The organism is Halorussus gelatinilyticus (assembly GCF_023238445.1).
Lineage (GTDB): Archaea > Halobacteriota > Halobacteria > Halobacteriales > Haladaptataceae > Halorussus > Halorussus gelatinilyticus.
Window position 1 is genome coordinate 2,997,041 of sequence record NZ_CP096658.1, and the last position, 13,467, is coordinate 3,010,507.

The window sequence follows — 13,467 nt, forward strand, 5'->3', positions numbered from 1 at the left end:
CGCTACAGGGTGGCCCCGCCGCAGAGTTCGGCGGTCTCGCTGACCTGCACCGCGACCTCCGAGACGGTCTCGGGCAACTCGTCGGCGAGTCGGCGCTCCAGCACCGCGCTCATGACCTCGGCGGTCGGCGGCGCGTCCAGCACGACCAGCGCGTCGCCGTCGCCCGACGCCTCGAACGCCTCCACCAGCGGGTCGCCGTCCTCCAACAGGAACCTGTGGTCCCACTCGGAGATTATCGAGGTAATATCGCCCTTGTCCACGACCCACCCTTCGTCGCGCAACTCGCCGACGACCTTGACGGTTATCTCGTAGTTGTGGCCGTGCGGTCGGCTACACTTCCCGTCGTGGTGCTGGATGCGGTGGCCGCTGGAGATGCGGATGGGCCGGTCGCGCCCGACGTAGAGCGTGCGCTCGCCCGACTCCGCGAGCGAGGATTCGAGGATTCGCTGAGACATATCCGAAGATTATCCGGCGCGCACTTAAGTTCACGCAAACCTACCGCTCGGTGGTCGTCGCCGACAGCGAGACGGTCGCCGTCCCGGAGACGCAGCCCTCGACGCTCGCGGTCACGGTGCCGTCCGACGACGCGGCGTACTCGGCGTCCACGGTCTTCGACCACTCGACGCGACCGTTCGGGCCGACCGACTCTCGGACGATGTGGCTCTCGTCGTCGTCCGCGATGGTGGTCGGCCAGTAGACGGCGGCAAGAAACTCGCCCGCGATTCCGGAGACGTTCTCGGCGGTCAGCGAGAGTTCGACGCCATCGCCGCCGGCGACCGTCGCGTCGAACGACCGGAGTTCGAAGTCGGGCGCTCGCCGGCCGAGCGCGGTCGCCGTCTCGCCGGGGAGGTCCCAGACCGCCGACGCGCCGGCGTACCGACACCGAATCGCGGGCGAGTCGGCGGACAGCGGCGACGCTACCTCGAAGGCGACCCAGCCGACGCGGCTCTCGCCGCCGCTGTTCGCGTACGGGTCGTCGTACTTAATTTCGCCGCGGCCGGCCAGCGACGTGGTGAACGCGCCGGTGGTCCGCTGCTCGATTTCGACCGCGGGGAAGCGCTCGCCGCCGGCGACCAACTCGAAGGCGTCGTAGGCGGGCGGTCCCGCGGCGTCGGCTCCCGACCCGTCGTCGCTCTGGACAGCGGCCACGACGAACTGAGTTCCCTCGGACGCGAGGACGCCGCTCGACCCCATGATGGAGTCGTACGCGACCGTCGACCGAGCGACGGGGTTCGCCACGCCGACGCGCGCGTCGGCGACCGACCGGACCGACGACTCCGGAAGCGCGAACGATTCCGCGTCGTCGGGCGTCCGGTCGTCGGTGGTCGGTTCGCCGGTCGTCGCCTCGCCGCCGGTCGTTCGTCGCTCGGTCGCGTTCTCGTCGGTCGCGGAGTCGTCGGTCGTCCCGTCGCGGGACGACCGACTGCCGCCGCCGAGACAGCCGGTCGCGCCGACGGCGGCGAGGGCGGCGGCGCTCGTTCGGAGCAGGCGGCGTCGTTCCTGAGAGGGCATACGCGCCGATACTCGAAGCCCCGACAAGTGCTTTCTGTCGCGCCTCTGCCCGTCGCCGCCCGCTCAAGGAATGGCTACACCTATTTTTTGGAAAGATACTCCTACCTAAAACGTGTCTATACCATTCTCTACAGTGACTCTAGATTCCGCTACGACGATTCGTCGGAATCGTCGTCCGGCCGCTCGGCCAGTCGGTCGAACCGCGACTGGGCGGAGTCGGTCCGGCGCTCGGTCGCCGCGGCGTCGTACGCCATCGAGACGACGAACCCGTTCGTAACGTCCAGTTCCAGCACGGCGTCCCGCCGCCGGGCGTCCGCGGGGAGTCGCCACGTCGGAATCGCGCGCTCGGCGACCACCTCGTCGTCGGACTCCATCAGGAGGACGGCGAGTTCGCGGCCGCCGCGCTCCGCGGGACGTTCGTCATGCTCCGTGCCATTCCCGTCGCGCTCCGTGGGGCCCCCGGCGTCGGCGGGGTCGAGTTCCTCGAAGCGGTCGAGGACCGCGACGTAGCGCCCGTCCGGAATCTCGGCTCGCTCGCTCTCGCGGTCACCCATCGTACTCGACCTCCAGCACGAGCGACCCGTCGGCGTCGCGGACGAAAACCGTGTCGCCCGCGTTGTTCCAGACCGGCGCGTCGGCGTTCCAGTGGTAGTCGCCGCCGCCGTCGGTCCCCCGACCGGTCCGGAGCGTCAGCGTCTCGCCCGGCGCGAGTTTGGTTCCCTCGGGGAAGACGTAGCGGTGGTCGGCCTCGTCGGAGACGGTCCACCCCGAGAGGTCGATGGCCCGGTCGCCCGCGTTCCGGAGGACGACGTACTCGTCGTTCAGGTTGGCGTCCTCGTCGCCGCGCGCGTCGGCGTGGACTTCGGCGACGGCCAGCGAGCCGGCGACCGAACTGCCGTCCGGCGATTCGGTCGCATCGGAGTCGTTCGCTCCGGTCGCGTCGGAGTTTGGCGCGTCGGTCGCGTCTGAACCGTTCGCTCCGGTCGTCTCGGTGGCGTCCGTCCTTCCGCCGTCGGTTGCGACGGTCGCCGTGCTTCCGGCGGACGGCGAGACGGCGCTCGGACCGACCGGGAACGTCGCCCGCCGTTCGAGCGCCCCGTCCGCGCCGGGCGCGACGCCCGGCGCGCTCCGGAGTTCAAGCGGGTCGGTCGGCGCGTCGCGTTGGGTCCGGACGACCGCGCGCTCGCCGTCGGTCTCGAAGACGACGGTGCCGTGGACGCCGGTCCAGTAGATCGGGACGCCCCGGTCGGCGAGGCGCGCCAGCACTTCGCGGTGCGGGTGGCCGTACGGCGAGTCGTAGGCGCTCTGGACGACGACCACTCGCGGGCTGACCGCGCGGAGCATCCGCGGTCCGGTGCTGGAGTTCGACCCGTGGTGGCCCGCCGCCAGCAGGGTCGCGTTCAGCGCCCCGGCGTAACGCTCGGTAAGGTAGCGCTCGGCCGCTCGCTCCGCGTCGCCGGGCAGGAGGACGCTCGCGTTTCCGTACCCGACCCGGAGGACGAGGCTGTTCTCGTTGCGCTCGCGGTCGGCGAGGTAGCCTTCCGGCGGTGCCAGCACCCGGACCGACGCGCCCGCCATCGGAATCTCGTCGCCCGCCTGCGTCCGGTAGAGGGTGACGTTGTGGCGTTCCACCGCGTCGAGGTAGTCCTCGTAGGTCCGCGTAGCCGCCGCGATGCCGGGGTCGTAGACGGCTCCGATTCCGTCGGCCTCGGTCTCGAAGTACTCGATGACCTCGGCGTGACCGCCGACGTGGTCGGCGTCGGCGTGCGAGGTCACGAGGTAGTCGATTCGAGTGACGTTGCGCTCCCGCAGGTAGTCGAGAACGTGTTCGCCGTCGTCGTCCCAGTTGCCGGTGTCGTAGAGCAGGGTCTCGCCTTCGGGTCCGACGACGAGGACGCTACTGCCCTGTCCGACGTGGATGAAGTGAACCGAGAGGGTTCCCTCGCTGGCGTTCTGGTCGTTGGTCGGGGCGAGACCAACATCGGTCGTCGCGGCGCTCCCCGGCGAATCGCCGGGGGTGACGCCGCCGAGACAGCCGGCCACCGACGCGACGACGACGAGCGCGACGACGGCGTACGCGATTCGAGGCGCGCGGAGAGGGCGGCCCATCGAGTCACTTCACGGCCCGGAGCGGCAACACTCTTTCCCACGTTGAGACGATTCTGACGGGCCGTCGCCGAGTTCGCGTCAAAAGATGGGCCGTCGGTCGCCACTCGTTCGGTGGAGAATCTTCCGTTACGCGGACCCGGTCACGACCGCACGAAGGTCAGTGCCCCGTCGCAGTCGGGACACTTCGGCGGCAGGTCGTCGTCCGTTTCGACGGTGTAGCTACAGTCGTTGCATTCGCACGTCCCGGACCGGTCCTGCGGCGACGTGGTGCCACTCGGGTCGGGGTTCACTGTCAGGTGACGAAGACCGATCGGCGGCGAATCGCTCACGGCCATGTTCGAAGGATGGATACGAACCCGTAAATATGTTCCATAGCCGTTAGGGCATAGCCTCTCGGGAGCGTATGATTTCCGGTAATACTCCCGGTTTTAGCTAGAATTCGTGTGGCCGTATACCCGATGACGGCCGGGTCGTATCACGGCGAACGACGAACCCGTCGCTCGCCAACTCGTGGGCTCCGGAACGCACCCACCGACCCACCGACTCCGTCCGGCTGACGAACTACTCCCTCTTTTCGAGCGTTTGGAGTCGGTAGCCAAGGCCGACGACAGCGATAGCGGAAAGAGCGGCATCTACTGGGACGAGTACTGTTTCGCTCAATCGTCGTCGGCGGAAGACGGTGAGCGGCTTTCCGGTCGCTCGAGTGGGCCGTCCCAACTCTCGTACCCGCCCGCCATACTCGCGACCGTCGCGTCGTCGGCGTAGGCGTCGATGAGCCGTGCCGCTTGCTTGGACGTCTGACCGACGTAACAGGCGACTACTACTTCGTCCCCCCAGTCGCGGTCGTCGACGACGTCCTCGAGGTCACCTAACGGGATGTTCGCTGCGTGGGGGATGTGTCCCTCCCGGAAGTCGTCTGTATCCCTGATGTCGATAATGTCGACTCTCTCCGGACTGACCTCGTCGGGGTCGATTTCCGTGACGGTCATTGTTTCCAGAGGTAGATCCGGTAGAGGCCGTTTCCACTGCGCCAGACCTTCGCCTCGGCCGCGTCGCTGACCGCTCGCGGAACGTTTTCAGTCGATGGGACGTGGTCGGTCTCCTGGACGAGTAACTCCCCCTCGTCAAGTTGTTGGATCGCCTTCTTCGCCTCGACCTGCGGATACGGACAGACCTCGCCGGTCATGTCCTGTACCTCCGAGGCCTGGGCGACCAACTCTTCGGCCGTTTCGTCGTCCAGTTCGTCCGGGCTGTCCGTCACGTCGTCTAGTGATGGTCCGCTCATGATTGTCGTAGTTTCTCTGATGGTTGGTTGTCGTCCGATACGCTACAGGGCGCAACCGACGTCGCGGTAGATCCAGTGGGTCATCACGTACACGCCGGCGACGATACCGATCGTCGCGACGAACGAGTGGACCGACAGCTCCGCGAGGCCGGAGTAGATGTTCCCGATGTTACAGCCGGGGGCGAGACGCGACCCCGCACCCATCAGGAAGCCGCCGCCGACGGCGTTGGGAATGCGCTTGCGCTTGGGTACGCGGATGGAGAAGTCGCCGCTCCAGTACGCGGCGATGAACGCACCCACGATGACCGCGGCAATCATCACCATATCGACGGTCAGGCGGACGCCTTCGCCCTTGAACAGCACCGACCCCCAGTAGGCGTACGAACCGCTGTCGAAGCCCGCACGCTCCAGCAGGTAGCCGGTCCACCGGGCCTCCGGGCCGGTGACGCCGACGATCGAGACCTGAGTGAACCACAGGACTGCGAGGACGGTGATTCCGAGTGCTGCCGTGATCGGATTCCACGGTCGCTTCGACGCGGCGACCCAGTCGTCGATCTCCGTGAAGCCGTGAAGGTACTCTTTCGTCCCGGCGACGAGCGACTGGAAGCCGGCGGCCGGGGCGGACACCTGGTGGCCGCCGTCGGCCGCGACGGTTTGGTCAGCGTCCGTGCCGCGTTGCCGCTCGCGGCCGACGACCGTCGAGTACACGACGACGACGCCGACCGTGACGAGCAGCGCGAGTACCGGGGCCGGGACCGGTGAGACGGTGAACAGCGAGACCCCCTCACCGAACGTCAGCGGCTCGAAGTACACGGACTGGAGCGTCGGGAACAGTAGCGTGAAGACGACGTAGCCGACGCCCATGGCGAACAGGGTGAGCCAGAAGTGCAGATATCCCTGACCGGCCCGGTACAGCGTCCCGCTGGCGCAGCCGCCGGCGTACGTCATCCCCACGCCGAAGACGAACCCGCCGAGGAGTCCGGTCAGGCCCCAACCGGGGGTCCAGAACCCCTGGTAGTACCCTAGTTCGTAGGCGATACTCCAGAACAGCATCGTGAGCGTCGTCGCGGCGAGCACGGCCTTCGTCACGCGCGAGTCCTTGAACGCGAACAGATCACGGAACGCGTGGACGAAACAGAATCGGCCCTTCTGGAGGAAGGCGCCGAGACCGAGGCCGACGAGGCCCGCGATGAGTAGTTGAGACACCATTCGGGTAAACAGAACTACTTCGTCCTTTAGTCAGTCACTCTGCCTTCCGGTACTGCCGACGGCTATGACGGGTGCTGCATCCTCGTGCAGCGGTAGAGACGGGTTCTGCCCCGACCGTCGGAGGATGTCCGTTAGTCGCGTTCGCTGCGGCGACATAGGTAACTACAATATTTGCCACGAGGGCGAAACGGCGACGCCCGCGAGGGCGGGCGATCCGCGCGCTGGAGTCGCCCGCGGTTGAACGCCTGATTGTAGAAGCGTGCGTACTTCTCTCGTGCACCAGCGATACCGAGAACGGCTACTTGGGCATAAGAAGTAGGTGTTTCCCCACCCGTATCGAAATAGTGCTCAACCGGCTTCGTCATCCACTCGTCGCGGTTGCCGTCGCGCTGGCATTGATCGTTCCGTGGATCGGGACGTTCGTTTCGTCCGGTGGATACGGAACCGTCCACCCGGGCGAGAACATCACGCCGGGCATGGCCGTCCTCGTCGCTGGCTTCGCAATCGTGGGTGCAGCGTTCCTGCTCGCGTGGGCAGCCGAAACCGCCGAAAAGGACGTCCCACAGGCGTTCGCCATCGCGGTGCTGGCAGTGCTTGCCGTGGCCCCCGAGTACGCCGTCGATGGTGAACAAAGCGCGTTCGACTGCTGGCTTCAACGCGCTCATCTCCTCGAAGCTCAACCAGTGGACGTTGCTCATCGGCACGCTCGCTATCGTCTACTCCATCTCGGCCGGCGCTATCGGGACACTTTCGTTTGATCCGAAACAAGCAGCGGAAATCTGGATCACCGCTGCCCAGAACTTCTTCGAGATTGCTATCTTGGTGAACTTAGAGATCAGTATTCGTGAGGCTATTGCGTTGCTCGTCCTGTTTGCTACACAGGTTCTTGCCGAGTTTTACGTGATCAAGACTTACGCTGAACCGACCACGACGACGGTCAGTATCTCTATCCTCTACGCCTACACCGCTATCTACGCCGTCCTCGGTGTCGGATTATTCGTCAAAGGTAACGAGAGCGTTCGTGAACTCTTCCAGCGAAGCACCTCGAATATTCGGACTGCGATAGGAATTGTTGCGAGCCAGTCAGAACACACGGAGTGAGAGTAGAACGGTTTCGGAGGCTCTGACGATTACACGTGTCGTTGTCTCGATATCTTCCTCAGCAATTCCTACGAATCGAATTGGTCCGGTAAAACGGGAAATCGTCGGAAGGAAAGCGAAAGGAGTGCTCCGTCAGGGATTCGAACCCTGGTCCTTGCCGTGAGAGGGCGCATCAAGCCTCTTATAAATACTTGATGGCTAGCCCTCGATCCCTTATCCCGCGTCGCCTGTTTTCGTCCGTGTAGGCGTCTCTAACGGGCCCGGAATTTATATAACACGGTGGAATTGCCGGAAAGGCAATGGAAGTTCAATGGAATTCACCCCGGTCCATGCCCAACGTGGGTCAAAGAGCGGCAAGGAACTGGGGTCGCGGATTTCTCGATACTTTATATGTGAGCCGGGGGGTCAGCCATTATTTCGATACATCCTATTCCGGATAACCGCGATTCTTTATAAGGGGTCTCCGAAAGTGGCCGTCCTAAAGACGAACATCGGGATTTACCTGAAGTAAACCTAGACCGCTAACGACTCCTTGCGGGTTCAACCATGGTCAGGTAATCTGTCGATCTATCTCTGTGTCGATGATCGATTTCTGCCAATCAACTTCGAGAACTCACCATCGCTCTTCATCTATAAGAAATCGTGATTTCTGAAATCGCAGTTTCCGAAATCGGAAGTTCAAATTAGGAAGAGATACAACTGGCTGTATGGCTCAATTCGTTGATCGAGACGTCGAACTCGATCAACTCACAGACTGCCATGAGTCCGAGACCGCAGATCTGGTCGTGATTTACGGACGGCGTCGTCTCGGGAAGAGTGAGCTCGTTCGTCAGTCTATCGCTGACCGGGACGACGCCGTCTACTACCAAGCGGTCGAGTCAACGGCGCAGAACCAGCTCGAACAGTTCGTCGATACCACCACCGCACAGTTCTCCTCATTGCGGAACGTCCGCCGTGATTGGGAGGCCCTTCTCGAAGCACTCGGTGAGGAAGACGCTATCGTCGTCATCGACGAGTTCCCCTTCCTCATTGAGGAGGACGAGTCGCTTCCCTCGCGGATTCAACGCGTCTGGGATATGGAGCTCCAAGAAACCGGGATGACGCTCGTTCTCGTCGGCTCCTCGATCAGCGTCATGGAGGACAAGGTACTCTCCGGAAGCGCACCGCTGTACGGTCGCGGGACGGCGACGATTGACCTCAAGCCCCTCTCCGCAGCTGATGCGCGCCAGTTCTTCCCGGAGTATGACCCCGAGACTGCCATCACCGCGTGGTCGATCTACGGCGGCACACCGTACTACCTGCAGACTATCGATCCAGAGCAGTCGCTGGGGACAAACGTTCAGCAATCGATCCTCTCGGAGCGCGGCCTCTTGTACTCAGAGCCGGAGTTCTTACTCCGGACCGAACTTCGGCAGCCGAACACGTACTTCAGCATTCTCTGCGCGCTCGCTCACGGGCGTCGGACCCCCAACGAGATCGCGGGCATGGCCGGCGTGGAGTCGGGATCGCTCAGCACGTACCTCCAGAAGCTTCGCCGGCTCCGCCTCGTCGAACGCCACATTCCCGTGACAGAATCGCCGATGGCCTCTCAGCGCGGCCGATATCGCATCGCCGCGCCGCTGTTCCGGTTTTGGTTCCGGTTCGTGTACGGGAATCAGGACCAACTTCGGATGCTCGGCGACGACGCCTACGACGAACTCGTTGCGCCCGAACTCGCGGATTACGTGAGTCCGTTGTTCGAACGCCTCTGCCAGCGAGCGCTCCCGAAACTCATCGACCGCCGATTCCGTGACGTCGGGCAATGGTGGTTCAAAGAACACGAACTAGATGTCCTCGGTCTCGCCGATGACGGAGTCGTCGCGGGCGAGTGTAAGTTCACCTCCCGGCCCGTTAGTGAAGGCGTTCTCACCGATCTCGAACGCACGACGACGGAGGTGCGCTGGTCAGGGGAGCCAGCAGACGGGGAGACGCTATACGTCCTGTTCAGCCGCTCCGGCTACACCGACGATCTCGAACACGTCGCTGACAAACGCGATGACGTCCTCCTCTTCGACCTCTCGGACGTCCTCTCATCACTATCAAATACGTAGCAGAGAACTGCGAGCCGCAGCTTACTACTTTCCTTCTATACTCACGTGCACCGCTGAACAATTCGGAATATGGTCGGAATAGTTCGCTATTGCGGCTCCGCACCAGTCACACGTTTGCTGTTCCCGTAGGGCTGACTCTTTGTCGATTGGTTGTCGGCAGTGGAGACACCGATCCTTCTCGCGTGGAGTTCGTTGATGACAACGCGGGCATTCGACCGGAGCCGTCGACTCAGGCTCTTCCGCGTCACTGATCTCCAACCCATGGGCACGAGCGACTTCTCGACCGGTGTCGTCAGCGAAGACGGAAACGTACCGGGAAGCAACGTCACTTCCGCGAGTCCACCCATGATGGTCCTCGATGTGTGCCTGATTAAGTCCTCGTGAGGCGAGGTGGGAGGCACTCGACTTTCGGAGGTTCGTGAACGTCACCGGTTTACTCACTCCTGCCCGGTCTGCCGCGTCCTTCACGGCGGTTCGAAGGGCGTTATAGCTGGGTGCTTCTGGCGCGGTCAATTTCGCCCACAGGGGTGCGTCCGGATCAGCACCCGGGTGATCGGCGAACCACCGCTGGAGGAAGGGAACGCTCGGAATCAGGGGGACCGTCCGCTGTCCCATCTTTCCTCGGACAGTGATTTGATAGCCGTGTGCGTACTCCGTCACGTCACCGAGAGTGAGACTGCGAAGCTCCCCAGACCGCGGTCCAGCATCCCATGCCACAGCAATCAGCGCTGCATCACGAGCATTACGCGTCGCCTCGATCAGAGGAAGTACGTCCTCCTTCCACTGAAGCATATCACTAGGTTCAGGAGCCGGATCATACGTACTCGGAGTGTTTGATGGAATCCAAGCCATCGATTCAGGCGGATCGTCGCCGTTTCGGTCGGTAACGCGCCGCCCGAATTGCTTCAGCGCTACTCGGTAGTCCCGGTTAGTCTCGGGGTTATCGTACGTGCGGTGAATCCATCGAACGATCTCTTTCGCAGCATCCTCGCTTTCGAGCGCATCGACCGGACTTCCAGCGTGCTCGGCCATTCTCACGTTATGGCGGAGTAGCTTGAGATGCCGTTGATCCCCGACTTGACTCGGAATGAGGAAGAGTCCGTTACTGAACTTTAGCAGAGCCTCCTGATTAGCGTCATCGAGCTCTCGTTCCCCGTTTCGAATCTTCTCTCGAAGCGTCTCGATCTGGCTGTCGGCGTTTTTCGTCATGAACCAAACCGTGGGAGGGTTACACGAGACAGGTGGGCGAATGTTATGACATCCCCACCAGACGGGGTATCGTATCAGAAGTTCGTTGGAGGGAGGAGGTCACAGAGGACAGGTGCTTGTTCAAGGAGTGTGTCAAAGAGCCGTTCAGTACGCCGGTACAATATGTGGTGTTCATCGACAGTGTAGGCAGCCTCCTTATCGTCCGTTCGAGAAATGAAGTCATTGTCGAGAAGCGGAGCGAGAGTAGCATCCAGCGCACGTCCCGAACGTCCGGACTCAACTTCGAGTGTACGACGAGGAAACCGGGAACGGAAACCACGCATACAGCAGCTCAAAACGTGGACGCGGCGGTCAATGAACAACTCATTTAGCTCAGAGCGGTGGGTCCGTGTCCAGTAGTCATCAAGTTTGACGTAGATCTTGACGATGGCAGGCAGTTCGTTAAGACTGCCGTTAGCGGGAACGACCCCGAGGTCGTTGAGCGCGTGAAGGTCGTGCGTGTCGAGAGACTCACCCAGCGGGTGGAGATCTGTCCGAAGCGCCCCATAATACCGTGTTATGGGGGCCTCTATCACCGGTTCAAATCTACTCGTTTAGTGGAATATCCCATCATAGGTTCGGAGTTACGGAGGTTTCATGGCGGGAATTCAGTCCTTCGCAGTGTGAGATGCGATTGATGCGCTTGAAGACGAAGGCGTCCTATAGGAAATCAGGGAAAGACTGCAATAAGGCCTATCATGCGAAGGAAATCTTCGATATACTTGACTATCCAAAGGAGCGTATTCAAACTCTTTCACCCAATTGGACATCGCCGACTCCATTAATGAGGTGGATTCCTGGTTTGAGGACTGCCGGAAGATAGCGAATCGCCTTAACATCATATACCCAGTAGACAAGAAACCAATCGTATGGTATCTAATACTAACCTTTAAATTTGACTGGACGTATCGAGGTTTGCTATGACCGAGCACACCGAGTTGGAGATGGTGGAATCGACTGCATTTGACGAGAATCTTGAAGAGATCATTTACCACTTAGACCTGGAGCCGAATGCAAAGGAGATACTCGAACTCCTCGATGTGGATGGTCTCGAAGACGTGTGTGCGATGTGTGGCGAACGCGCCGTGTGGTACACGTCCGAGATTCAAGCGGAAGCTGGGTTCGACTCCGATGAGGGCCGAATCACGCGTTGTTGGTGTGATGAGTGTATCTCGGGACCGTTCATCGAGCTCTGGAAGACGTGGCCATGGACGCCGGACGAGAAACTCGAAAACTACACTGATCCCATACCCTCAGACAGTCACTGCGTCGACGGCGGACTGGCCACGCAGCAAAACAACCCTGAAGTCGTCTCTCACCTCGATTTGCAAAACAACTCGTCAGACGTCACTGGAATACTGAAGCAGTACGGCATCGCCTGGGATGAAGCCGTGTGTCACGACTGCGGACAGCAAGCTGTCTGGTACTATGCAGAGATCTACGATGTCAGTCGCGCATACGATTTCGAGGCCGCTCGTGAGAACGAACTCCTGTGCGATGACTGCATCGACCCAGGACTGGTAGACCTCTGGGCTCGCTGGCCGTGGACGCCGGACGGAGACTATGAGAAGGAAACGTGTGAATGATATGTAAATAAGAATACCTACACTCACAACTAAGCAGTCCAGCCATCGGGAATGATCCGCTCAGCGTCCAAGGTCCCGGCGTTCTATGCAGTAACACATATCCGTACTATCCCGTATGAATCGCTGTCGATCAGAAGTAAAGATTCCACCATAGCCAATCGTCGAAGGTGAGTCCAACTTCAAAGTACAAGTGTCAATTACTACTGTTATAATTCCAGCTCGAAATTTAATGTTACACAATACATAGTGGTAGGAAAGGGGCTTAACCGCGGCGTTCACAACCTTTTGGAATTAGTTTTTCGAGCGCAACGATTCCTCCGTACACGAGGTCAACAATAGTTCCAAGATTCCGCATCATATAATATATCTCTCCCGCCTTACCTCCCCTTGCCTCCGGAACAAAGAATTGTAGCTGCTTCTTTTCGTCATAGACCACGGTACACTGAGGAGGGTCCTGCGGTTCATCCATCTCCGGATTCCGCACTTTGGGCCGATTCCGTAATTGTTCGCTTTTATCAGCGAATTTGCCATTATCCCACGACCAGTATGTTTTAGGCTCGAAGTAGAGAATCGGAACCTGATTATGTTGTTGATCAGTAGATTCTTCTAACGCCTCAAGGTCCTCTTCCGGATTCTTGTTGAACGCCCGTGTCTTTGTCACAGTTCCCGAGGCGACGTATGTAATAGCGTGGTGATTGTCCATTGCTCGAAGCGCAATTACGTCACCCTCGCGGACATCTCGCAGTTCATTGCACGTTACTGCTTGGTCTCGGATATCATTTGGGCCACCGTTATCGTCCCATCTTCTGTCTTTCATCTGTTGAAGCACACCTTTTATCTCCCACCCGTATTTATAACCTTGGCTTGCTCATGGACTTCATACACTTCCTCAAACGCCGTGACAATGTAGCCTTGAGAACCAGGAGTGATTTACTCCGAAGTAACTTCTATAGATACTCTGATAACTACTGACTCTATAGTTACCGGAATAGCTAATATATGTATCTTTGATTGGCACCCGATTTCGAGATGTGCTTGATCTCAATGGCCAAGCAAGGTAACTCTGTCACTCCCCTTCATACCTAATACAATTATTTATATTAATCAAGTATAAAATAATAATACTGGATTTGCTTACGGTAAATTCTCTGCATCATGAGGAATCCATCTCTAGATACACCTCGTAATGATAAACGAGTCGAATGTATCTGATTTAGCGCCGAGTTGGTGAATAATTTGGCGAAAGAGCAGAAGGAAGTCCGTCCCAGGTACAAGGTACCTGGACACGAACTCCTCGTCGGTCGTACCCACGTATGGTTTGCGTGGG

At 60.2% G+C, this 13,467-nt stretch carries 13 protein-coding genes and 1 pseudogene; 3 read left to right on the plus strand and 11 right to left on the minus strand.

The genetic code is table 11. From position 1 onward, the window contains the following. Positions 1 to 2: 2 nt before the first annotated feature. From M0R88_RS15370 to M0R88_RS15405, 8 genes are all read right to left on the minus strand, one after another. A complete protein-coding gene (locus tag M0R88_RS15370) occupies positions 3 to 455 on the minus strand; it encodes a 6-pyruvoyl trahydropterin synthase family protein (protein WP_248654373.1) in 453 nt (150 codons plus the stop codon). Positions 456 to 495: 40 nt separating this feature from the next. Further along, positions 496 to 1,512, minus strand: a complete 1,017-nt coding sequence (locus M0R88_RS15375) for a hypothetical protein (RefSeq protein ID WP_248654374.1) — start codon at positions 1,510 to 1,512, stop codon at positions 496 to 498. 149 nt (positions 1,513 to 1,661) lie between these two features. After that, positions 1,662 to 2,066: a DUF3006 family protein gene (locus M0R88_RS15380; RefSeq protein WP_248654375.1), complete on the minus strand. Its 405-nt coding sequence runs from the start codon at positions 2,064 to 2,066 to the stop codon at positions 1,662 to 1,664. Continuing rightward, entirely contained in the window at positions 2,059 to 3,621 is a 1,563-nt protein-coding gene (locus M0R88_RS15385; RefSeq protein ID WP_248654376.1) for a lamin tail domain-containing protein, read from the minus strand. The genes M0R88_RS15380 and M0R88_RS15385 overlap by 8 nt, the downstream gene beginning before the upstream one ends. 140 nt (positions 3,622 to 3,761) lie before the next feature. After that, positions 3,762 to 3,956: a hydrogenase maturation nickel metallochaperone HypA gene (locus tag M0R88_RS15390; RefSeq protein ID WP_248654377.1), complete on the minus strand. Its 195-nt coding sequence runs from the start codon at positions 3,954 to 3,956 to the stop codon at positions 3,762 to 3,764. 321 nt (positions 3,957 to 4,277) lie between these two features. Then, a complete protein-coding gene (locus M0R88_RS15395) occupies positions 4,278 to 4,610 on the minus strand; it encodes a rhodanese-like domain-containing protein (RefSeq protein WP_248654378.1) in 333 nt (110 codons plus the stop codon). Then, on the minus strand, positions 4,607 to 4,906 hold the full coding sequence (locus M0R88_RS15400; RefSeq protein ID WP_248654379.1) for a sulfurtransferase TusA family protein: 300 nt from the start codon (positions 4,904 to 4,906) through the stop codon (positions 4,607 to 4,609). Before M0R88_RS15400 ends, M0R88_RS15395 begins: the two co-directional genes overlap by 4 nt. A gap of 42 nt (positions 4,907 to 4,948) precedes the next feature. After that, entirely contained in the window at positions 4,949 to 6,115 is a 1,167-nt protein-coding gene (locus M0R88_RS15405) for a YeeE/YedE family protein (RefSeq protein WP_248654380.1), read from the minus strand. A gap of 344 nt (positions 6,116 to 6,459) precedes the next feature. Here M0R88_RS15405 and M0R88_RS15410 point away from each other — a divergent pair. Together M0R88_RS15410 and M0R88_RS15415 are read left to right on the plus strand one after the other, a co-directional pair. Next, a pseudogene (locus tag M0R88_RS15410) lies at positions 6,460 to 7,216 on the plus strand (hypothetical protein). A gap of 707 nt (positions 7,217 to 7,923) precedes the next feature. Then, positions 7,924 to 9,306 (plus strand): ATP-binding protein, encoded by a 1,383-nt coding sequence (locus M0R88_RS15415; RefSeq protein WP_248654381.1) that lies wholly within the window; start codon positions 7,924 to 7,926, stop codon positions 9,304 to 9,306. 24 nt (positions 9,307 to 9,330) lie between these two features. Here M0R88_RS15415 and M0R88_RS15420 read toward each other — a convergent pair whose 3' ends face one another. Then, on the minus strand, positions 9,331 to 10,515 hold the full coding sequence (locus M0R88_RS15420) for a tyrosine-type recombinase/integrase (protein WP_248649928.1): 1,185 nt from the start codon (positions 10,513 to 10,515) through the stop codon (positions 9,331 to 9,333). Positions 10,516 to 10,589: 74 nt separating this feature from the next. Further along, complete coding sequence (locus M0R88_RS15425) at positions 10,590 to 11,090, minus strand: hypothetical protein (protein ID WP_248649929.1); 501 nt, start codon at positions 11,088 to 11,090, stop codon at positions 10,590 to 10,592. Positions 11,091 to 11,474: 384 nt separating this feature from the next. On the opposite strand from M0R88_RS15425, the gene M0R88_RS15430 reads away from it, so the two are divergent. Beyond that, positions 11,475 to 12,140, plus strand: coding sequence for a hypothetical protein (locus M0R88_RS15430; RefSeq protein WP_248649930.1), 666 nt, complete (start codon positions 11,475 to 11,477; stop codon positions 12,138 to 12,140). 262 nt (positions 12,141 to 12,402) lie between these two features. Here the strand turns inward: M0R88_RS15430 and M0R88_RS15435 are convergent, their stop codons facing one another. Further along, positions 12,403 to 12,969: a hypothetical protein gene (locus M0R88_RS15435; protein WP_248649931.1), complete on the minus strand. Its 567-nt coding sequence runs from the start codon at positions 12,967 to 12,969 to the stop codon at positions 12,403 to 12,405. Between the last annotated feature and the right edge of the window lie 498 nt (positions 12,970 to 13,467).

Coding starts and splice junctions, on each gene's coding strand:
- M0R88_RS15370 (WP_248654373.1), bottom strand. CDS start 455: ATGTCTCAGCGAATCCTCGAATCCTCGCTCGCGGAGTCGGGCGAGCGC.
- M0R88_RS15375 (WP_248654374.1), bottom strand. CDS start 1,512: ATGCCCTCTCAGGAACGACGCCGCCTGCTCCGAACGAGCGCCGCCGCC.
- M0R88_RS15380 (WP_248654375.1), bottom strand. CDS start 2,066: ATGGGTGACCGCGAGAGCGAGCGAGCCGAGATTCCGGACGGGCGCTAC.
- M0R88_RS15385 (WP_248654376.1), bottom strand. CDS start 3,621: ATGGGCCGCCCTCTCCGCGCGCCTCGAATCGCGTACGCCGTCGTCGCG.
- M0R88_RS15390 (WP_248654377.1), bottom strand. CDS start 3,956: ATGGCCGTGAGCGATTCGCCGCCGATCGGTCTTCGTCACCTGACAGTG.
- M0R88_RS15395 (WP_248654378.1), bottom strand. CDS start 4,610: ATGACCGTCACGGAAATCGACCCCGACGAGGTCAGTCCGGAGAGAGTC.
- M0R88_RS15400 (WP_248654379.1), bottom strand. CDS start 4,906: ATGAGCGGACCATCACTAGACGACGTGACGGACAGCCCGGACGAACTG.
- M0R88_RS15405 (WP_248654380.1), bottom strand. CDS start 6,115: ATGGTGTCTCAACTACTCATCGCGGGCCTCGTCGGCCTCGGTCTCGGC.
- M0R88_RS15415 (WP_248654381.1), top strand. CDS start 7,924: ATGGCTCAATTCGTTGATCGAGACGTCGAACTCGATCAACTCACAGAC.
- M0R88_RS15420 (WP_248649928.1), bottom strand. CDS start 10,515: ATGACGAAAAACGCCGACAGCCAGATCGAGACGCTTCGAGAGAAGATT.
- M0R88_RS15430 (WP_248649930.1), top strand. CDS start 11,475: ATGACCGAGCACACCGAGTTGGAGATGGTGGAATCGACTGCATTTGAC.